Origin of the sequence: Arenibacter antarcticus (genome assembly GCF_041320605.1) — a bacterium.
Classification (GTDB): Bacteria; Bacteroidota; Bacteroidia; order Flavobacteriales; family Flavobacteriaceae; genus Arenibacter; species Arenibacter antarcticus.
The window spans coordinates 935,370-957,686 of sequence record NZ_CP166679.1; the positions used below are offsets into that span (position 1 = coordinate 935,370).

Sequence of the window (22,317 nt, forward strand, 5' to 3'; positions counted from 1 at the left end):
CATTCTAAACAACTGTAAAAATAATCAACCAAACTAAATTGTTCAATACCTCTAAAAAGCTTCTTTATTTAAGAAATGGCTTTTTTAATTATACCCTGGATTTTGTGGTGTTAAATTTGGATTGTTAATCATTTCCTGTTCTGGTAGTGGAAATAATAAATGCTTCTCTTGCAGCGCCTGATCGGAGCTTAGGTTTATATGCCCAACAAAATCATCGAACCCGCCTGTGGTACTGTTCAGTACTTTTCTGATACGAATCATATCGAACCATGTTATCTGTTCATAGCTGAGTTCATGCCATCTTTCTTTCCAAATAGCTTCCCGCAATGATGCTTGGGTAAATGCCCCCAAGGCAGGGGTAGTCAACTGTGCGCGATCTCTTATCCGAGTCAGTGCATCTACAGCGGCCTGATTGGGTCCTGTGGCTTCGTTGGAGGCCTCAGCGTATAGCAATAATACTTCGGCAAAGCGAATGATGGGCATATTTAGGTTGTCTTTAGCCGTTCCAGGTACACCTAAAGTACCGTTTGCCGTCACATTAAAATGTTTAAAGATAAAAGGGGCTCCTAAGTCGAACAACACACCATCCCCATTGGTATAGTAACTGGTATAAAACCATCCTTCACGGTCTACTGCCCTAAGGTCGCCGGCCTCGTAGGAGTTATAAAATTCAATTTCGGGCACTGTACTTCCTGTTCCAGATGGTCCGCGATAAGTTACCGGTTGGAAATTAGGAAACATGTTTCCCATAGGGTTTCCAGACACTTCATCATTATATTGAAGACTAAAGACATGCTCTACCTTATTCCCCAAGCTTTCATCATGAATTTTACCATAGGTATTAAAAAGATCTATAGGGCCCGCATTGTCTATCACCTCTTTAGCTTTACTAGCTGCATCCGCATAGCGTGCGGTTTCATTAAGTGGATTTCCGGCCATGGTAAGATATACTTTGGCCAATAAGGACTTAACAGCAGCTTGGGACACCCTACCACTCTCATCAGTCCATGGTAACCCAGCACCTTCGGCCTCCACCAAATCGGCTACAATTTGATCATAAACTGCTTTCTGGGGGCTACGAGTAGGATTAAAATCTTCGGAATTAGCACTTTGAGGCAGGGTAATCAAAGGAACATCACCCCAAAGTCTAACGACGTAAAAATAAGCCCAAGCCCTAAAAAACCGTGCTTCTCCCAATACTTTGTTCTTTTGTGCCGCTTCCATTTCAATACCAGGTACGTTTTCAAGTACCAGATTGGCATTGGCTATCACCTTGTATGCCCCACGCCACCAATTTCTGATATGTAGCGTATTTGCATCATAGGATAAGGAATACAAGTTGTTTAAATCTGAATTCTGTGCCGTTTGAGTGGTAGAAGTTCCAGTAACTGCTTCTAACAATTGCCAGTTGGACGAGAAAATACCTGCGCCATCTCCTACGAACCTAGCATCTGCATATACCGCAGCTATAGCCGATTCAGCATGTTTGGCTGTAGTATAAAAGCTGTCGGGCGTAAGGTTGGACGGGTCGGATTCATCCAGAAAATCGGAACAACCCGCTGTTGTTAACAACATTAGCGAACAGAGGCAAAACTTTCCAATGTGTTTTGTTATATCAAATTTCATAGTATCTTATTTTAAATTTTATTAATTACAGACCGACTTGCAAACCAATTACGAATGTTGTCGATTTAGGATATTCATGCCACTTCATCCCTTGTGAGAATACATTATTGCCCTCACCACCACGAATGGGGGTCACCTCTGGATCACCGAGAAGCTCGTCGTTCACCAACAAAAAGAAATTCTGTGCCGAAGCGTACAGTCTCAATCTATTTAAATGAATACGATCTACTAACGCTTGACTGAAAGTATATCCTAGCATAATGTTCTTACCACGGACAAATGAGCCATCCTTTACCCAATGAGAATCCACATTGGTTACATAACCTGCACGGGTATCCCTAACCTGGGCGATCATTGTATTCTGATTGTCCGGAGTCCAAGCATTTAATACCGTAGTATAACTATTGGCTAGCGCTTGTCTGTCCTCACTTGAGTGAAGGTTCATATCCATTACATCGTTACCCCAAGAATATTGAAGTTCCAAGGTGAGATCTATATTTTTATAGGAAACGTAATTTGTAAACGACCCCCAAGCTGTTGGGTAGCCATTACCTATAATGGACCTATCCTCATCATTAATGATATAATCCCCATTGAAATCCTTGTATTTTATATCACCTGGTAAGATGGTGAGTCCGTTTCTATAACTCCTAAATTTTGCAGCTTCTGCAGCTTCGTCGGTACCCCAAGTTCCCAAACGGGTAAGGCCCCAGAAAGCACCTACTGGTTCACCTACCCTAATAATACTGGTTTCGTTAGTTATTCCAGGACCACCTACACCAAAGATATCGGAGGGTGTGGCCAAGGAAAGCACCTTGTTCCTATTCATGGATATGTTGAATGAGGAAGTCCAGGTTAGATCAGGGGTTACTATGTTTTTGGTAGACAACCCAAGTTCAAGACCCTTGTTCTCCATGGAACCAACATTCCGTCTTATGGTGGCATACCCACTTGATTGTGGTACAGGGGCATCCAAGAGCATATCGGTAGTTTTCCTGTAGTAATAATCAGCTTCCAAGCTAATTCTATTATCGAAGAGGCCTAATTCTAAACCAACATCGTACTGCGCGGTCTTTTCCCATTTCAAATCCGGATTTGCCAAACGGTTTAACCCAGTTCCACCCACTCGGTTATCGCCCCAAATGGCAGCATAATTGGAACTCAATAGTGATAAGGAAGAATAGGGTGGAATTTCGGAGTTACCTGTAACCCCATAACTTGTTCTAAGTTTTAGGTTGGAAATCAGATCGTTATCCACAAGAAAATCCTCATCCGAAATCCTCCATGCAACAGCTGCGGATGGGAAAAAGGAAAATTTATTGTTGTCTCCAAATTTCGAAGAACCATCGGCCCTACCCGTCACGGTGAACAGGTACTTGCCCATAAGGTTATAGTTCACCCTTCCAAAATAAGAATTTAAGGCTTCCCTGTCTGCAAAAGATTGTACCGCTATATTATCTGATCCTGCCCCTAAGTTGTTGAATTTAAAAAAATCAGTAGGGAAATTTCTAGAATCTGCGTTGACAAAGAATTGATTGGACTGTTGCCAAGATAAACCTAGCAAGGCGGTCAATGAATTGTTATCATTGATTTTCTTTGTATAGGTCAAGTAGTTTTCAATGGACCAGAAGGTTTGCTTTTCGTTACTTGATTGTGCTCTGGCTACCGCATTATTATCTAGAACACTATTTCGGAATTCATTGTTTTCCTGGGTAAGTATATTGGTCCCAATAACCGTTCTCATTTCCAATTCTTTCGTAAAGTTAAGATTGGTATAAAAACTTCCAGCCGTTGTTTGAGTATTTAAAATGTATTCATTATTAACAAGCCAGTTCACCGAATTACGGGTACCCTCCGCAAAGGGATAGTCCCTGTTATTGGCATACAACCCTTCCAATGGTCCTCCTGTATGCTTAACAGGGTAAAACGGATAATCCTCAACCATTCTACGTGGTACTTGGTCATTGGTATCTGCCAAATTCTCTGTCTGGTTATTATAGCTTAGAGAACCTCCGATTTTTAACCAAGTCTTAATCTGATCATCAATAGAAAACCTTCCTGAATAACGCTTCAGGTAGGTATTTTTGAAAAGACCTTGGTCATCTCTAATTCCAAGTGAGATGGCATAGGTTGTTCTTTCATTACCCCCTGAGAAACCCAATTGATGGTTTTGCGATAATTTATGTTGCACTACTTCCTTAGACCAATCGGTATCATAGATTGCCTTACCATTACTATCGAACAGATAAGCCACATTGGGATTAGCTCTTTTTAGTCGAGGCTCGTATTGGGCATATTCCCCAGCGGCCCATCCGTCAGGGTCAAATTTTTGTGTATTCTCCCAAGAAAGTTGTTCTATCATGGCATACTGTTCGGAATTTAAAGCCTTCGCCCTATTAGGACCATATTGATTTACGCTATAATCCACATCGTAAGTAACCCTACCCTGTCCTGCGCGACCTCTTTTAGTGGTCACAAGTATAACACCGTTAGCACCACGTGCACCATATATAGCCGTTGAGGAAGCATCCTTCAACACTTCTATAGATACTACATCATTAGGATTTAAATAATCTATAGCTGAACTAAACTGAGCCTGATTACCTTGTGGTAGCTGCACTCCATCTATGACATATAGCGGGTTGTTTGAAGAGTTTATAGAACTAAACCCTCTAACCCTAATATTCGACTTACCACCCGGACGACCCGAATTGGTGTTTACCTGTACCCCTGCAATCTTCCCGGACAATGCTTCATTAAGGGAGGTAGCCGGACGCTCCTGCAACTGTTCTGCTCCTACCTGACCAACGGCTCCCGTAAGATCGGATTTCCGCTGACTACCGTACCCGATCAGTACTACCTCATCCAATTCACTAGCATCCACTTCCATTACCGCATTTATGGTAGATTGTCCATTAACAGGTAGTTCTAACGTTTTATACCCTATATAACTAAAAACTAATACCGCATTGCTATTAACATTGTCCAAGCTATAATTACCATCAAAATCTGTTTGGGTCCCATTGGTCGTTCCTTTTACCAATACATTCGCCCCTGGCAAGGCTTCGGATTGGTCCGAAACACTTCCAGTAACCGTTTGTGCCGCTGCCATCCCAAAACATAAAAATGCTCCAACAAGCAAAAGGCATTTACCTAGTTTAATCTTCATAAAGAGTTGAATTTAGTTGGTTAATTAATGTATGGCGCTAAAAGCCAAAAATTAAAACAAGGCTCTTAGAATACCTGTTACACGAAGTATTAAATGTATCCCAACGAAAATAAACAGCACTAGCTTCTAACGAAAAGAACCCTAAAATTCATGAATTTTAGGGTTCTTGTTAGGTTAACAGAAATAAACAACCTATTAGGGTAGATGATAGTCATAATCACTCCATGAATAAGGTTTCAGAAATATAAATAAAGAATTTAAAGTGATTTTCAGTGAAAAAATAAACAGCTATCCATTGGGGTATCCCAAACCGTTGTTCAGCGCCATTTTTACTATTTTGATAAATAATGCTTCAACCAAGCCATAATTTCTTGAGTATGGAGTTGATAATCGATAATTTCTTTTGGTATTCCATTCTGCTCTCTCAGTAGTAAACAAAATTCCTGAACGTCTTCCATAGATCCAAAAGCCTTACTATCGATTAATTTTTGGGATAGAAAGGTAGCGATCAGCGCCATTTCCGAAGTATTAAATTCAGGATGGTATTGCACTCCAAAAAACGATCCCTTTTTAAAGTCGAAGCTCATGGCCTGCACCTTCGAATGGGAATTACTAGCCAAAATAAGGGCATTCTCAGGTACTTGTGCCACTTCATCATAATGGATACAAAGGGCCGAGTACGGCTTCTTACGGTGCGATAAAAATGGACTTTTCCTTCCAATAGGGGTGATTTCTATTGGCTTGGAGACTCCAAACTCCAAACCCTTCTTGCTCAACGCCACTTTGCCCCCAGCGACAACCGTGGCTATCTGCATGCCCCAACAACTACCGTAAAAGGGTACGCCGCTTTTAAAAACCTCATCGGCAAAATTCAATTGCCGTTGAACATCTGGAATATCATCTAAAACACTAAGAGAGCTGCCAGTCCACAGCACACCATCATATTTTTCCAATTGTGATATCGTGGGCAATTCACTTGCCACATCTGCTGGAAAAGCAAAATCTGTCTGCGCCCTAGGAACCAAAACCTTTAGCATTTCCTGAAAGATCAGATGATAGGGCCTTATCCCAAAGGCTTCCCTTTGCAGGCGTGTTTGTTCGTTATTCCCTTCTACTATTAATAGTTTCACGCTTACAATCCATTTAGATTTCCTGATACCGCAGCCCTAAAAAGCTGTTCCAGATCCTTTGCATTTACTGGCTTAGCATTGGAAGGAGTGGACGGGTCTTTATAGGCCATCTCCCCAATTTCAATAGCATTATCAGCATTAATGTCGATTTCTTTAAGTGTATGTGGAATATTCAGTTCTTTTCTCAGACTGATTATATAGTTGATAATTGCATCTGTACCCCACTTTTCCAATCCCAGCACTTTGCTTAAATGCACCATTTTATCCTCTATAACCGCCTTATTCTGTTTTAAGGCATATGGCAATATGATGGCATTGAGCAAGCCGTGTTGTTTATTGTAAATGGCTCCCAATTGATGGGCCACGGAATGCACGGAACCCAGTCCTTTTTGAAAGGCCGTTGCTCCCATAGAGGCAGCTACCAGCATTTGTCCACGAGCCTCTAGGTTGTTTCCGTCCTTCACTGCAATCGGCAAATAGTTGGCAATTATACGGATGGCTTCAATAGCAATACCTTCCGCCATTGGATGATATCCCGGAGCACAATAGGCCTCAATAGCATGTACCATAGCATCTACCCCTGTCCAGGCGGTGATGTGTGAAGGCAGGTCCAAGGTCAATTCGGGATCGGATATCACTATTCCCGGCAACATTTTAGGATGAAAAATGATCTTTTTAGTGTGTAATTTTTCATCCAAAATCACCGATGCCCTACCCACCTCAGAACCTGTCCCGGCAGTAGTTGGGACCGCTATAATGGGAGCAATTCCGGAGAGGTCGGCATAACTCCAATTGTCGCCCACATCTTCAAAATCCCAAAGAGACCTTGTCTGTCCAGACATAAAAGCGATTGTCTTGGCGGCATCAATAGCAGAACCACCCCCAAAAGCAATGACCCCATCATGATTATTCTTTATGTAGTGGGCCACTCCATTTACCACATTTTTTTCGGTAGGATTTCCTTGTACATCACTGTATACCGTAAAACTAAACCCTTCCTTTTTTAATATGTTTATAGTTTTTTCTACTATATCCAATTTCACCAGACCATCATCGGTCACAAATAAAGGATTTTTGATTCCCAGTTTTTGGCATGCCTGTGCTATTTCATTTATCCTACCATTTCCAAACCAGATTGTGGTAGGATAATTCCAATTTGTATTTGCTAACTGCATTACTTCTTATTTTTAATTCAATAAATTGATTTATAAATTTTATTCCCCTTTTCGAAAATTAAATGACTTTACCCGAGTAACATGGTCGTAGCCCATTTTTGATAAGGTAACGCCAGAGCCAGAATTTTTAACCCCTGTCCATGCTAAGGCTGGGTCCAAATAATCGCAGCGGTTCATAAACACAGTACCTGTTTCAATTTTCTTTCCCAAACTAATAGCCCTATCCATGTCGGTGCCCCATAAAGAAGCGGTAAGTCCGTATTGGGAATCATTCATTAATCGTATTGCTTCCTCATCGTTCTTAACCTTCATTATCCCTACCACTGGTCCAAAGCTTTCCTCGGTCATTACTTCCATGCTATGATCTACATTCACCAGTACATGAGGGGACAAATAGGGACTGTCTTTTTTAGATGCCGCGAACAAAGATTCGGGTACCAACGACTTTGCACCTTTAGCCATTGCCTGCGCTATTTGTTTTCTTACGTAATTGGCAGCATCGGTCTTTACCATTGGCCCCAGATTGGTTTCCGCGTGCAAAGGATTCCCTAACTTGTACTGTTTTGTAGCGGCTACAAATCCATCCACAAACTTATCGTAAAGGGACTCGTGCACATAAATCCTTTCTATTCCACAACAAGATTGACCACTATTAAAGAATGCTCCGTCCACCAAATTTTCTACACTATGTTCTACATTGGCATCGGCCATTACATAAGCAGGATCTTTTCCACCCAGTTCCAGACCACAGGGAATAAATTTGTTCAATAATGAATTTTGAATTGCTATTCCACCTTTCACAGAACCCGTAAAGTATACCCCCTTAATTCTACCATCGCCAACTAATTGAGCCGTATTTTTATGGTTCAAGTGCACTATTTGAAAAACTCCTTTTGGCAATCCGGCCTTGGCTGCGGCTTCAGCATATCTTTCCGCCACTAAAGGAGTTTGGAATGAATGTTTTAAAATCACCACATTCCCCGCCATTAAAGCTGGGACAATTGCATTTACAGAGGTCAAAAAAGGATAGTTCCAAGGGCTCAACACACTCACGACGCCGATTGGAACACGCTCTACCCATCTTTTATCTGGATTGTCTTTATCAATTAACCTATAGTCGCTTAAAGCTTCTTCCGCCACTTTTATCATATAATGAGCTCGGTCCGCAAAGCCCTTTATTTCTCCGGGGGATTGCCCCAAGGGCCTCCCCATTTGCCAGGTTATTTCAAGAGCAATATCATTTTTGTCCTGAACAATGGCATCAACGAACAATGTTATATACGTTGCACGTTCAGCAATAGATAGATCGGCCCATATAGGAAAAGCACTTTCGGCCAAATTTAACGCCTGCTCAATATCTTTAGGACCATGTTCCTCGGCTGTATAATAGATAGATCCGTCTATCGGTGATATAGTATGTATCATTTTTTTTATATTATTTCGAAATAACGTTTTAATTGCCAGTCTGTTATAGCTCCAAGCTGCTGTTGATCTTCCCAAAGTCGGGTATAGGAATAATGATCTACAAACATATCGCCAAACAAGTCTCGAGCAATTTTAGAATTCTTAAGTTTTTCGGCAGCATGGGATAAGGTCCTAGGCAACTGAAGCTCCTGAGAGAAATCTACATCGTAGGCGTTTCCTTTTACCGCCTTGGTAGGTTCTATTTTATGCTCTATGCCCCACAAGCCAGAACCAATAGCAGCAGCAAGTGCCAAGTATGGATTAATATCAGCGGCAGACACCCTATATTCCACTCTTTGGCATTTTTCCGATCCCGTGATGGCCCTAAGGGCACATGTTCTATTGTCCATACCCCAGGAAGCAGCTGTAGGAGCCCAAAAACCTGGAATAAGACGCGTATAACTATTGCATGTAGAGGCCACCATGGCCAATAATTCGGGCATTAATTTTTGTTGTCCCCCAATAAACCATCGCATAACATCGGAGATGCCTTCGGACTTACTATCATCATAAAATGCAGATGAGCCGTCCCTATTTTGCAATGAAATATGGATGTGTCCAGATTGCCCTGGATAATTTGAAGACCACTTGGCCATGAAACAGGCCATTAAATTATGTTGCTGTGCCCAAACCTTCACAAAGTTTTTAAACAAAGCACCATTATCAGCTGCCCTTAACGCTTCGGAATATTCAAGTGCACCTTCAAGCACCCCCGCACCCGTCTCGGTATGGAGTCCTTCCAAAGGCATACCCATCTGTTGGGAAAGCTCCATTATTTCATGATAATAATTGGCGTGGGTAGAACTCCGCAATATGGAATATCCAAAATTTCCAGGCGTCATAGGTTCCAAATTATGGTAATTTTTATCGCGAATGGATTTCGGGGTTTCAGTGAATAAGAAAAATTCAAACTCAAAGGATGCACTGGCCTTAAATCCAATCTTCTCCAATCTATCCAAGGTTTTACGAAGTATGGATCTAGGACAAACACTGGCGGCTTTGCTCTCCGAAAAATCTACTAACAAAATGACGGACTTGTAATCTTCCGTCGGTAAAATCCTCATACTGGACGCATCTATTGTAGCTTTTGCATCTGTAAAGCCATCTGCCCAACCGGTAAAGGAATCATTCTTATATAAAACATCATTGGAATCCCAACCAAAGACAACACTGCAAAATCCAAATCCCTTATCCAATGCGGAAAGAAACTTTTTTGAATGTACGTATTTCCCTCGGAGAACGCCATCAACATCGACAACGGCCAACTTTATATTTTCAATTTGATGTTCTTTAATATAACTTTTAACCGATTCTATGGTCATTTTATGTTCATCCTTATGCATCTGGTTGTATTTAGTTGGTTTTAAAAAGGTGGTTCTATACCTATCAGGAACAGTTGTTAACCTCTCTCCCTTGTATATTTATAAGTAGTTTATGAGCATTTGCGAATACATATTCTAATCCCACCTCTTCTATAAAATTATTTATTTATGTCCAATTAACGTCACAAAACTTATTTAATTACCAATGACTTTTTAGTTTCGTGTTCTAAGGCAAATTCTTCCTCAGGAGAGAGTATCAATCGGTGCCTACCTTTAATCCCAAAGTAAACCAAGCCTATTACCAAATAAGCCATGGATATAAAAACGGCAGTTCTATAAGATTGATCTTGCAGTTGAAAATAAATGATTAGACTGGCGAGAAAAATAGTGGTCCAGGCGCCGAATTTCCCAAATGGGCTAACATAAGGTCTTTCCAGATCTGGCTTATTCTTCCTTAATAACAAAAAGGAACCACACTGAAGAATATAGGATAACATGGCGCTAAAGACCGCAATGTTAAGCAAAGCACCTCCAATAAAAACCTCGCTTTCATTACCGGCCAGAAATTTAGTGACCATTAAAACCACAAATCCAATTAACGAGCCCAGAATCAAAGCGGTATAGGGTGTTTTTCTTTTACTATGTGTCAAGGATAGCATTACCGGAAAATATCCTGCCCTGGACAAGGAATAGATTTGTCTACCAAAAGCAAAAATTATAGTATGGAAAGATGCCAATAGGCCAATTGATGCGACCAAGGCCAAGAGCTTAGCTATATTATCCCCATACAGTACTTTAAATCCGTCCAATAAGGGTTCTCCAGATTGAGAAAGGGCAAAAGACCCCAAAGGTATAGAGGCATTGAGCCAAATAATTAAAAAGGCTGAAATGATCAACGTGATAATCCCATAAGTCAGTCCCTTGGGCATATCTTTTTTGGGATCCACAGATTCTTCGGCAGCTAAGGGCAATTGCTCAATAGCCAAAAACAGCCATACTGCAAAAGGCATAGCCTTGAGCGCTCCTTCCCATCCCATAGGGAATAAGGAGCCACCTCCTCCTGGTAAATGCTCGGCATTACCATCGGCACCCATTTTTATGTCCAACGCGTACGTCGTGAAATCGGCACTACCGATAGATGACACCCAAAATACAACCAAGCATCCCAGAGCCAGTAAGGTTAGGGCCACGGTAAATCGAAAAGAAAGTTCTACACCTACAATATTCAATAAGGTAAAGACAGTATAGAATCCAAACCACCAAAAAGGCAGCATATCTGGGTCAGTACCAAAGATTCCCTGCATATAGTTACTGAGAAAAAAAACGATAACGGCTGGTGTAAGGATAAACTCCAAATTTTCTACCAGTCCTGTGAAAAATCCACCCCAGGGTCCCATGGCCGATCTTGCAAAAGAATATGCTCCCCCAGTATGTGGCAGGGCGGGAGACATCTCGGCAACACTCTGGGTAAGACCAACGTACATTACCGCTACAATACAAGCGGCGACAAACATACCTCCCCACCCGCCGGAGGCCAATCCCAGGTTCCATCCGGAGAAATGCCCAGAAATAACTGCCCCTACTCCTAAGGCCCATAGCGACCAGACCCCAGCATGACGCTTTAGTTCCCTGGATTCAAAATAGGATTTATCCATTTTCTTATACTTAACTCCTTTACTCATAACTATTTACTTGGTTTTGGTTTGGTTGTATATCTAAAATTTCAAGCTTATATTCTATGAAATAAGAAATATATCACCTCTTATTTTTGGGAATAGAAATATAATTTAATCAAAAGACCATAGGGAAAGGATCCCTATGATCTATTAAATTCTACATAAACGTAATTGTCCTTTTAATTCTTAATGGTGACATCCACTATAGACACTTAAAATTTCCCTATGACCTAGTTTCCCTATAGGTATTCAAATTTATATGGTGTCAGAAATTATTCCAACCACCATGGTATTACACGAATATTATCATTCCCCGTCCCAAACTGTCTTTCAATGGCTGCGGATACGTTTGCAGTATTGTTGAGATACTCTGAATTTGGGTACATCCATCGGGTAGGAGGAGTAGCACCTGGCAAATAAGAGAAGGTGGGGTATCCTGTCCTTAAATGGTCAAAATAAGCTCTCCATCCTGATTGCAAAAAGGAAGTAAAATACTTCTGGGTTAAAATAAGCTCTAGCTTAACCTCGGTGGAAAGCGCATTATCGAAAGCAACTTCAGTTCCCAAAAGATACGCATCCGCATCCGCAGGCTCTACATAGGATTCAAAATTCTTAGCAAAATCGTTATAAAAACTAAATGAAGATTTTACCCCATTTTCATAATGCTCCTTTGCATCAGTGGTTATCCATCCGCGTACGGAGGCTTCGGCCAATACAAACTCCAATTCCCAATACCCCATTAAATTGTGAGGCTCGGTTGTAGGATCTGTCGTATATCTCAAATTTACTTTGGAGACATCACCTGCTGCAGCCTTGTCATTTACCTCAGCATAAGGCGCTAAAGGATCACCGCCTTCATAGGCTGAGAAATCATCAATTTCGAGTCCGGCTTCCTTGGCATTTTTAGTCTGTCCACAATAAATAAATAATCGTGGATCTTGTCTATCCTGTAACCTTTCTATAAAGGTAGAGGACATATACATTCCTGACCCATAACTACTGGAGTTAAATTCTGAATATCTACTTCCTTCCTCATCTAGAAAGACCAACTGACCATTGTCCTCGTTGGAAACCATTATGGGCTGGCTATTGTATATACTGGCAAAGGTACTTTGTACGTTCAAGTCCGCATCCCCTTCTTTTTTAGACAAGGTCATAAGGACTTTTAGCCTAAAAGAATTAACAAGTTTTTGCCATTTAGCCGTATTACCTCCAAAAATAACATCTCCAGCGATAATGTTTGTATTGCCTTCCAAAAGATCATTGGCTTCTGACAACTCATTTAGGATTCCAACAAAAATCTCCTTTTGGGTATCGTACTTAGGCAGATATTTCTCTTCCACTTCTCCCATAAGAGCTTCACTATAAGGGATATCCCCAAATGTAAGACTAAGGTTGTAGAAGTAATATGCTCTAAAAAATTTGGCCAAGGCTATGTATTCATCACTTTCAATCCGCTCTGCCTCCTGCATCATTTTAGTAACTTCCCCGAGCATATTATAATCATTAAAACTAGCGCGGTCCCAGCTATAAATTTGATTGCTGTTTTCACCATCGGTTTGCACCAAAATTCGTGTAGCATATAAGGACCCTGTACCATTTACGCTAAAAGCATTAGCTGCAATATTGGTCAATAATAGTTGTGGATGTGTTTCACTAACATTATTGGGGTTCTCGTTTAAATCTGCAAGATCTTGACATCCTGTAAGTGCCATCAATACAGTTAGGCTGAATAAAATTCCTATTTTTTTCATTTTTTGTCTTTTTCTAAAATTTAACATTAACGCCTATACCTATGTATCTCGTGGAAGGATCTTGTAAGTTGTTATCGTTCCCAAAATCTGGATCAATAATATCAGCTTTCTTCCATTCCAACAGGTTGTATCCACTAAAGGTCACATCTAAGTTCTTAACCCCATTGATGTTGGCCAAATCGGTAAAATCATATTTGAAGGATAGCGTTCTCAATTTAAAAAAGCTTCTGTCAAAAATATTGGCAAACTTTTTATTTTCCTTGTAAGTCACAGCTGCTCTGTAGGGATATTGCTGAGACCAGGATTGCCAGCTAACCGCAGTTGTATTTTGGGCGTATGTCCTAGTATCTGAAATTACCTCCCCATTTACGTCCTGCACCAAGTCACCACCTGTAACCTGTACCCCCTCCGGAACATAAACTGGTACCCCGGCAGCGTATTCTGCATCTCTAAATTCGGTAGAATAAGGGTGCTTACCACCCCACCACATTTTCTCAACGGTCAATGAACGGATTAAACCACCCCAAACACCGTCTATACCAACATTAACAGTTAACTTTTTATATTTAAAACTATTTTGCAGACCCAAGGTCCAACTGGGATCATTATGTCCCAAAAGCTGTGGGTAACTATCTCTAATAGGCATTCCATTAGTCCCTAAAATTAAATCGCCATCAGCCGACTTTTGCCACACTGTAGCATAATAACTATCTGCCCTATCGTTTAGCCTAAGGTTATTATAAGTGGTATTGTCCTCATATATCTCCGTAAGTTTCTTAACCTGTCTACTCCAGTTGGCCGTTACGTTCCAGGAGAAGTTATCCGTAATTATTGGCTTGGCATTAAGGACCATTTCAAAACCATTGGTCGTATATTCATTACCATTTACCTTTCTGTTTTCAAATCCCGAGGTGTTGGAAATAGGCAAATCTATAATTTGATTGGTGTCTACTACATTGTAATAAGTTAGATCTAAACCAATCCTATTCTTTAAAAATGCTGAACTTAAACCAAGCTCAAACGAGTTTGAACTTTCGGGCTCTATATTGGAATTTACCAATCCGTTGGGATATTGCAATCTTATATTTCCTCCAAACACCCCACTATTGGTATAGTATGATGATATACTATACGGGTTTAAATCACTAGACACTTTTGCCCATGACCCATATAGCTTTAAATAATCCACGGCTTTTGGCATGGTTAAATAATTGGAAATCACTGTACTTAAAGAAACCGATGGATAAAAATAAGAACGGTTTTCCTTCGGCAAAGTGGAAGACCAGTCGTTTCTCGCAGCTGCGGTTAAAAATACTGCATCATAAAGATCTAACCCCAAAGTAGCATAGACACTATTGGTTGCTCTTTCCTCGTAATAGGTGGTCCCAGCAATATTTCCACTAGTATTATTAAGACTATACACAAATGGAACAACAAGGCCATCAGTAGAGTTATATTCTTGGTGGTATTTTCTATAAAATGTAGAAGCACCGGCGTTAACATCGAAGGAAATATCTTCGGTCAAGGATTTTGTATAGGAGGCCAAGATATCATAATCTACAGTCAATCTTTTCGAATTCCACGTTTTGTAATCCCCTTCCCTAGCGTCTCCATAGTTTAAATAAGTCTTAGGGCTTTGTCTATCCTCAAAAATATCTTGCATTACAGCTGAAGCTCTTCCTTGCAAATTAAGCCCTTCGGCTATATTGTATTTCAACACCATCTGGGCATTGATCAAGTCTGCATCGTATTTTTGATTCAATTCGTTGGCAGCAAAATAAACGTTATTATACCAAGCGTAGTTATAGTTGGCTTGCCTATATCCTTCCTGTCCAGGAATATACATATGATCTCTTAATTCTTTACCGTTAACATCATCTCCCATCCAAATTAGAATGGTATACATATGGTTTTTTGGACCGTATCCATGCCTAGGATAGTTAGGGGAATACACTTTATTATAGGATAATTTACTATCCAAAGTAAGTGATTTGGAAAGGTTGGTCGTCGATTTAAAAGTCAACCCTCCTGTTTTAAGTCCCGAATTGGGCACTCTATCCTTTTGGTCGGAATAATTTCCGGACAAACGGAACGACCCTTTTTCGGACTTGCTTGCAATAGAAAAATCAGTGCTGGAAATATATCCTGTTCCCATGAAATCCTTAAGGTTATCATGATATTGCCAAGGGGTCGGCACTCTGGAATAACGTGATTTATCATCATATTGAGTTCCATAGACATCACCCCACCAAGGAATAGATTCACCAGAAACATTGTCCAATATAGGACTGTTCCATTGAGAGACCATAACTCCAGGTTCAAACTTAGGACCCCAGATCATATCCCCATCGGAAATACCACCATCCTTACCATCCCAGAATTCATATTTTCCATTAGAGCCATTACCATACTCACTTTGCGTTTCTGGAAAAACAGTAAAGCCAGCAGAAACCATAGTATTATGGGAAACCGAAATTTCTAAACCATCTACTTTGGCATTCTTGGTCGTTATTAATATGGCACCATTTCTACCTCTAGATCCGTAAAGTGCCGAGGCCGTTGTTCCTTTTAAGACGTTTATATTGGCTATATTATTGGCAGAAACATCATAAAAATCGGTTTCAACAGCTATACCATCTATAACAATTAAGGGTGATTTGCCCCTAAGGGAAAAAGACGGCTTTTGAAACAAACCGGTGGGATTGCTTACAGTTAATCCGGCTACCTGACCAGTAAATAAATTTCCCACGTTGGGAGCATTTATTTCCTCAATAATCTCTACATCCATTTTTTGGGTGGCGTAACCAATCTTCTTCTCAGCTCTGGTAATGCCCAATGCCGTTACCACAACTTCGTTTAAGCCCGTAGCACTTTCTTCTAGGCTAATCGAAACATTTGATTGACTATTTACAGCGAATTCCTTACCTGTATATCCAATATAGGATATCACTAGAATAGCATTCTGACTACTAACATTTATAGAAAAATTACCATTAAAATCGGATTGTGTCCCGTTGGTGGTTCCTTTTTCCAGAACGTTTGCCCCTGGCAAAGGATTGCCATTACTATCCAAGATGGTGCCATCAACGTTAAACTGCTGATAAGCATCTATTTTTCTCACATCATCATTGGTCTTGGAAGAATCATTTTTTTCAGGCTTAAGAACAATCTGTTTATCCAATACCTCATAGGTAATGTCCATCTTTAAAAAAAGTCTTTCCAAAATTGTAGTTACCAATTCTTTATCAGCACTTACAGAGACAATTTTTTTATAATTCACCTCCTTATTATTGTATGTGAATTTGAATTCTGTAAGCGACTCAATTTTGTTCAATGCATTTTCGAGACTTACATTCTCAAGATTCAAAGTGATTTTGGTCTTCGGACCATAGGGTTCGATGGCATGAATTTGAAAAATCGAAACAGTCAACAGTAACAGTGTAAAAAGTTTCATTTTTAAATGATAGTGTAGCCGAAAATGGGATTCCCTCCCCAACTTAATTTGGTTTTTCATATTTTTAAAATGGTTTTGGTGGTTAATAACTTTAATCACATTTTATTAGGAAGTGTTAGTTCACATTCCGAATTCTTTGTGTCACATCCTATAAAATAGGTGGTTAGCCCAAGAATGTGATTTACTTAAATCTTAGAAAGTCTACTTCATTAGCAGTTGGTTTGTTTAGTTAATTGTTATTTGTCCTTCGTTAATTTTAAAGTCCATTTTGCAGGTCTCATTGACCGCTATAAACACGTAATCAATGGCTTCAACCTCAAAACTTGCCGTAAATAATTCTTGGTTTAATTTTTAATTATATTTTATAATATCTTACAATTTAACAAAATTTTAAGTTTTAATCGGAATTTATAATCAGTTATTTTAAAATAATATTGATTTAGTACAACCATAATTAAGAATGTATTAAATCGCTACTTCATCAATCCGAACCGGCCTATTTTCCTTGATAGATTTTATGGCTGCCAAGCCAATTTGTAAAGACATAAGTCCATCTTTACCACCAACCGGGACTAGCGCTCCATTTTTTAGGCTGTTCACAAAATCGAGCATTTCCGTTTTATAAGCTGCTGCATACCTTTCTAAGAAAAAATGCAAGGGCAGGGCTGCCTGAATACCTTTATTTGTATAAAGACGATGGGAATCCATAAAATTATTATTGGCCTGCACCATGCCCTCAGATCCAAACACTTCTATCCGTTGATCATAACCATAGGCCGCCTTCCTACTATTGTCTATAATGGCCATAGTTCCATCCTCATAGGTCAAAGTAACTACTGCGGTATCTATATCGCCGGCCTCTCCAATGGATGGATCTATAAGAACCGCCCCTTTCGCATAGACCTCAATCACTTCCTTACCCACCACATATCTGGCCATATCAAAATCATGGATGGTCATATCCAGAAAAAGACCTCCAGACTTTTCTATATAACTTATAGGGGGTGCTCCAGGATCTCGACTAGTAATTTTCACCAAATGGGGTTGTCCTACGGCTCCTTCCTTTACCAGCTCATGTACCTTTCTAAATTCTTTATCAAATCTGCGGTTAAAACCCAGCATCAATTTAATATTTGCTTTTTCTACGACATCAAGAACTTCCATTACTCGCTGCAAGGAAAGGTCCAAAGGTTTTTCACAGAACACATGGACCCCCGCTTTTGCTGCCAATTCAACATAATTGGCATGGGTATCCGTGGGCGAACAGATGATAACAGCATCGAATGGGGTAATGGTCAACAGGTCCTCGAAGGTCTTTGTTATATTAGAAATATTCCTTTCCCTGGCATATTCCCTACATTCTTCCATTGGATCCATTACTGCAACCACCTCAACCTGTTCCATCTGAAGCAGGTTCTCCAAATGAATCTTCCCAATTCTCCCCATCCCTGCCAAGGCAAATTTAACTTTCGTCATAGGTTTAATTTTATTTATGATTATTTCTTCAATTTTCCTTCAATTAGAGCCCTAAGGTTTTTAAATAATTCCTATTGGCTTGGGCACATTCTTTGGGATTGCCCATCCCTGGCAATACGTCCTGTTCCACTACGATCCAATCTTTGTATCCTTTTTCCTTTAACAGACTTACTACAGCTTTAAAATCTACATTTCCTTTCCCCAGTTCACAAAACACCCCTCGCTTAATAGCATCAAAATAATCGCCATCAACAGCTTCTGAGGCCTTGGCTGCAACTGGACTATAATCTTTAAAGTGTACATGCCATATCCTTTCTCCATACTTTTTTAGAGCCTCTACTGGATCACCTCCACCAAACGCATAATGTCCCATATCCAAACACAGTCCTAGCAATTTAGGATCGGTCATGGCCATCAATTGATCTATTTCTTCTGGAGTTTCAACATACCCAGCACAGTGATGGTGAAAAACGGTGCGGATTCCATAAGCCTCCTTAACGGCCTTGGCAATCTTTTCCGCCCCTAAAGCATATACGCGCCATTGCGCTTTAGTGAGTCCCATTTTAGGGGTTATCCTCCCCGCATTTTTAGTCCGCTCGGCTACAGATCCATTATCATCCGCCAATACCACAAAGGCATCTTTATATCCGGCATTATGCATCAGCTGAGCTACTTTTAGTGCCGTATCTACCCCTTTGTTGTGCATGGTCTCGTCGACCAAAGCAACAGGAACGAAGGCTCCTAAAAGCGACAGTTTCCTGTTGTGTAGTTCCGCTTTTAATTTACTTGGATCTGTGGGCATAAACCCCCAGTCCCCAAGTTCAGTTCCTATATATCCAGTTTCCTTTATTTCATCCAAAACCTGTTTAAAACCTATTTCTTCAGATTTCTCCTCTAGATCAAATTCCAGGGCTCCCCATGAACAAGGAGCATTCGCGATTTTCATCATCCTATTTTCCAATTAAAATTTTCTAGACCAAATATTCGGCCATCTTTCAATGATTACTTTGGTCTGGGTAAAGAATTCAATAGCGTGTTTCCCTTGCCCGTGCAGATCCCCAAAAAAGCTGTCCTTCCATCCGCTAAAAGGGAATTGTGCCATTGGAGCGGCTACACCTATGTTTATACCAATATTCCCTGCATCGGCCTCGTTCCTGAATTTTCTGGCATTGGCCCCACTTCCCGTAAACAAACAAGCCATATTTCCATAACTTCCACTGTTAACAAATTGTAGTGCCTCATCAATATTTTTCATCGATATCAAGCTCATCACTGGACCAAAAATCTCTGTTTTAATGAGCTCTTTATCCAAGGCCACATTTTCTAAAATGGTAGGGGTTAGGAAATTTCCGTTCTCATATCCGGAAATACTGGTATTTCTACCATCTAAAAGCAATTTGGCCCCTTCATCAATCCCTTTCTGAATTAGACCTTGGATTCTTTTTTTGCTCTCAGGAGTAATGACCGGTCCCATATTTATATCCTTATCTAGGCCATACCCAGTGGTCCGGGATTTTACCGCTTCATAAAGGGCATCCTTTATTTCTCTTTTATGATCGTCGACGGTTATTATGGTGGAGGCCGCCAAACACCTTTGGCCAGCACAGCCATAAACGGAATCCGCAATGATTTTTGCAGACATTTCTATATCGGCATCGGGTAGTATTACTACAGGATTTTTAGCCCCGCCCTGTGCCTGAACTCTTTTTCCGTTTGCGGTTCCCTTGGAATAAATATATCTGGCTACTGGGGTACTCCCTACGAAACTTATGGCTTTTACCGCTGGATGCTCCAAAATAGCATCTACAGAATCCTTGCCTCCATGAACCAAACTAACGAGTCCTTTTGGAAGGTCTAATTGATCGATCAATTCGAAAATCTTCATCATAGTCAGCGGCACTTTCTCCGAAGGTTTTACGACAAAGGCATTCCCTGTAGCTATGGCATAAGGAAGGAACCAAAAAACGATCATACTTGGAAAATTGAAAGGAGTAATACAGGCTGCCACTCCCAAAGGCTGCCTTATCATCATTTCATCTATTCCTGTGGCGATATCTTCTATTACGTCCCCGGCGATCAACATTGGAGTCCCACAAGCAACCTCAATATTCTCTATGGCCCTTTGGATTTCTCCGACCGATTCCCCATACGTCTTTCCGGATTCCTTGGTAATGGTTTCGGCCAAGGATTCCGTATTTTCTTCCATCAAAGTTTTTAATTTGTACAATACCTGCACCCGTTTAAGTACAGGAACCTTACTCCATTCCTTATACGCCTTGGAAGCAGCATGCACGGCCAGATCCACATCCTTAACGGTACCAGCACCATAGGGTACCTTTGCCAAAACCTCCTGTGTTGCAGGGTTCACCACTTCTCTTGTTTCCTTGGAGTCACTTGAGGTCCAAACTCCATCGATATAATTTTTTAATATGTTCATTTTCCTAGTATTTTAAAATTAGATATCATCAATATTTAGTTGTTCCACAACAACACATAAATTAGAACGGTAACAGCACACAAACCAATAGACACAGGAACAGTGTACTTCCAAGCAGTTAGGTTCACTGCCCCAACATCTGTAATTTCGTAAGTATTGGAATTGGGATAAAAATGGGAAACTGCATACATAATGGCGACATTCAATACAAATTCTATTCCCCAGAGATGTACAAAATGAATCCCGTGGCTCGTATAGCCCCATGTCATAAATGTGTAAAAACACAGTCCGAATATCAGCGCCGATTTTGCTCCTGTGGCGGACACTTTTTTCATAAAGAAGCCTGCTAAAAGAATGGACGCGATGGGAATAAAGAAAATTCCGTTCAACTCCTGTAGCAATTGATACAATCCGTCCGAAGCATTTGCCACCATTGGGGCTGCAAAAATGGCTATTACGGCCAATATTGCAGAAGTAAGCTTCCCAATTCTCACCAGTTTAATATCACTGACATTTTTTGCAATATGCTTCTTGTAAATATCCATACTGAACAAAGTAGCCACCGAATTCAGTACAGAATTAAAAGTACTTAGAACTGCTCCCAAGATTACCGCGGCAAAAAACCCGATTAACCACACAGGCAATACTTTTTTTACCAATTGGGGATAAACGGAATCTTGCTGGTCAAAATAGGTGTCTTGAAAGTAGTAGTAGCAAATTACTCCCGGGAGTATAATTACCAAGGGAATCAGAATTTTAAAAAGTCCGGTCAACAACAATCCTTTTTGGGCCTCTTTTAGATTTTTTGCGCCTAGTGCCCTTTGGATGATTGTTTGATTCATCCCCCAGAAATAAAGCTGATTAATAATTAAGCCTGTAAATAATACTTCAAAAGGCAAAACAGAATCTCGGGCTCCCACTACATTAAACTTCTCAGGGGCATATTTGTATACTTTTACCAATCCGTCCACAATATTATTGTCTCCAATTGCCATCAGGGCTAAAATTGGTATCAATAAGCCCCCTAACAAAAGTCCAATTCCATTTATGGTATCCGAATAGGCCACTGCTTTTAAACCACCAAAAATGGCATATATGGATCCAATTACTCCTATCACCACTACGGTAATCCAAAGGCCCTCCGTTTTGTCTACTCCCAAAGCTTCAGACACCCCAAATAGGCTCTCTATACCAATAGCCCCAGAATAGAGCACAATGGGCAACAGCGTTACCACAAAGGAGAAAATAAGAATGGCTGCTACCATGGTCCTAGTTGCGCCATCAAATCTTTTTTCCAAAAACTGTGGAATGGTTGTCAAGCCCATTTTCAGGTACTTGGGAACAAAAAATATTGCGGCTATAACTAAGGCTATGGACGAGGTAACTTCCCAAGCAATTACAATAAAACCGTTCACATAAGAATTCCCGTTCATCCCTATAAGGTGCTCTGAGGAAATATTAGTGAGCAACATAGACCCTGCGATCACTACACCCGTTAAACTTCTACCGCCCAAGTAATAACCATCTAAGGAGGCCAAGTCGGTTTTCCTGAGACTATACCAGGTAAAGAAGGCAACCCCTCCAGTAAAAAGGAGGAAAGAGCTTAAAATAATCATCAGATTGGTATCCATAGA

Annotated in this window: 13 protein-coding genes; all 13 read right to left on the bottom strand. The window is 40.5% G+C overall.

The annotated features are described in order from the left end of the window. Positions 1–84: 84 nt before the first annotated feature. Positions 85–1,626 (bottom strand): RagB/SusD family nutrient uptake outer membrane protein, encoded by a 1,542-nt coding sequence (locus KCTC52924_RS03935; RefSeq protein WP_251807096.1) that lies wholly within the window; start codon positions 1,624–1,626, stop codon positions 85–87. Positions 1,627–1,651: 25 nt separating this feature from the next. After that, entirely contained in the window at positions 1,652–4,795 is a 3,144-nt protein-coding gene (locus KCTC52924_RS03940; RefSeq protein WP_251807094.1) for a TonB-dependent receptor, read from the bottom strand. Between the two features lie 332 nt (positions 4,796–5,127). Continuing rightward, positions 5,128–5,925, bottom strand: a complete 798-nt coding sequence (locus KCTC52924_RS03945) for a type 1 glutamine amidotransferase (protein WP_251807093.1) — start codon at positions 5,923–5,925, stop codon at positions 5,128–5,130. 2 nt (positions 5,926–5,927) lie between these two features. Beyond that, entirely contained in the window at positions 5,928–7,100 is a 1,173-nt protein-coding gene (locus tag KCTC52924_RS03950) for an iron-containing alcohol dehydrogenase (RefSeq protein ID WP_251807091.1), read from the bottom strand. A gap of 39 nt (positions 7,101–7,139) precedes the next feature. Continuing rightward, positions 7,140–8,525: an aldehyde dehydrogenase family protein gene (locus tag KCTC52924_RS03955; protein WP_251807090.1), complete on the bottom strand. Its 1,386-nt coding sequence runs from the start codon at positions 8,523–8,525 to the stop codon at positions 7,140–7,142. A gap of 5 nt (positions 8,526–8,530) precedes the next feature. Next, on the bottom strand, positions 8,531–9,907 hold the full coding sequence (locus KCTC52924_RS03960) for a glutamine synthetase family protein (protein WP_251807089.1): 1,377 nt from the start codon (positions 9,905–9,907) through the stop codon (positions 8,531–8,533). 170 nt (positions 9,908–10,077) lie between these two features. Then, positions 10,078–11,568, bottom strand: coding sequence for an amino acid permease (locus KCTC52924_RS03965; RefSeq protein ID WP_251807088.1), 1,491 nt, complete (start codon positions 11,566–11,568; stop codon positions 10,078–10,080). Positions 11,569–11,834: 266 nt separating this feature from the next. Then, the gene (locus KCTC52924_RS03970; RefSeq protein WP_251807087.1) at positions 11,835–13,316 is read right to left on the bottom strand and encodes a SusD/RagB family nutrient-binding outer membrane lipoprotein; all 1,482 of its coding nucleotides are present in this window, start codon (positions 13,314–13,316) and stop codon (positions 11,835–11,837) included. 13 nt (positions 13,317–13,329) lie between these two features. Further along, complete coding sequence (locus tag KCTC52924_RS03975; RefSeq protein WP_370671506.1) at positions 13,330–16,770, bottom strand: SusC/RagA family TonB-linked outer membrane protein; 3,441 nt, start codon at positions 16,768–16,770, stop codon at positions 13,330–13,332. Between the two features lie 465 nt (positions 16,771–17,235). Continuing rightward, positions 17,236–18,246: an inositol 2-dehydrogenase gene (gene iolG, locus KCTC52924_RS03980; protein WP_251807084.1), complete on the bottom strand. Its 1,011-nt coding sequence runs from the start codon at positions 18,244–18,246 to the stop codon at positions 17,236–17,238. A gap of 43 nt (positions 18,247–18,289) precedes the next feature. Beyond that, a complete protein-coding gene (locus KCTC52924_RS03985; protein ID WP_251807083.1) occupies positions 18,290–19,195 on the bottom strand; it encodes a sugar phosphate isomerase/epimerase in 906 nt (301 codons plus the stop codon). 12 nt (positions 19,196–19,207) lie between these two features. After that, positions 19,208–20,683, bottom strand: coding sequence for a CoA-acylating methylmalonate-semialdehyde dehydrogenase (locus KCTC52924_RS03990; protein ID WP_251807081.1), 1,476 nt, complete (start codon positions 20,681–20,683; stop codon positions 19,208–19,210). A 35-nt stretch (positions 20,684–20,718) separates the two neighbouring features. Continuing rightward, positions 20,719–22,314 (bottom strand): solute:sodium symporter family transporter, encoded by a 1,596-nt coding sequence (locus KCTC52924_RS03995; protein WP_251807079.1) that lies wholly within the window; start codon positions 22,312–22,314, stop codon positions 20,719–20,721. Positions 22,315–22,317 lie beyond the last annotated feature (3 nt).

What these genes read in the sequence shown, in the direction of transcription:
- iolG (WP_251807084.1), bottom strand. Translation starts at nt 18,246, where the DNA reads ATGACGAAAGTTAAATTTGCCTTGGCAGGGATGGGGAGAATTGGGAAG.
- KCTC52924_RS03995 (WP_251807079.1), bottom strand. Translation starts at nt 22,314, where the DNA reads ATGGATACCAATCTGATGATTATTTTAAGCTCTTTCCTCCTTTTTACT.
- KCTC52924_RS03950 (WP_251807091.1), bottom strand. Translation starts at nt 7,100, where the DNA reads ATGCAGTTAGCAAATACAAATTGGAATTATCCTACCACAATCTGGTTT.
- KCTC52924_RS03960 (WP_251807089.1), bottom strand. Translation starts at nt 9,907, where the DNA reads ATGCATAAGGATGAACATAAAATGACCATAGAATCGGTTAAAAGTTAT.
- KCTC52924_RS03970 (WP_251807087.1), bottom strand. Translation starts at nt 13,316, where the DNA reads ATGAAAAAAATAGGAATTTTATTCAGCCTAACTGTATTGATGGCACTT.
- KCTC52924_RS03990 (WP_251807081.1), bottom strand. Translation starts at nt 20,683, where the DNA reads ATGAACATATTAAAAAATTATATCGATGGAGTTTGGACCTCAAGTGAC.
- KCTC52924_RS03985 (WP_251807083.1), bottom strand. Translation starts at nt 19,195, where the DNA reads ATGATGAAAATCGCGAATGCTCCTTGTTCATGGGGAGCCCTGGAATTT.
- KCTC52924_RS03935 (WP_251807096.1), bottom strand. Translation starts at nt 1,626, where the DNA reads ATGAAATTTGATATAACAAAACACATTGGAAAGTTTTGCCTCTGTTCG.
- KCTC52924_RS03975 (WP_370671506.1), bottom strand. Translation starts at nt 16,770, where the DNA reads ATGAAACTTTTTACACTGTTACTGTTGACTGTTTCGATTTTTCAAATT.
- KCTC52924_RS03940 (WP_251807094.1), bottom strand. Translation starts at nt 4,795, where the DNA reads ATGAAGATTAAACTAGGTAAATGCCTTTTGCTTGTTGGAGCATTTTTA.
- KCTC52924_RS03965 (WP_251807088.1), bottom strand. Translation starts at nt 11,568, where the DNA reads ATGAGTAAAGGAGTTAAGTATAAGAAAATGGATAAATCCTATTTTGAA.
- KCTC52924_RS03955 (WP_251807090.1), bottom strand. Translation starts at nt 8,525, where the DNA reads ATGATACATACTATATCACCGATAGACGGATCTATCTATTATACAGCC.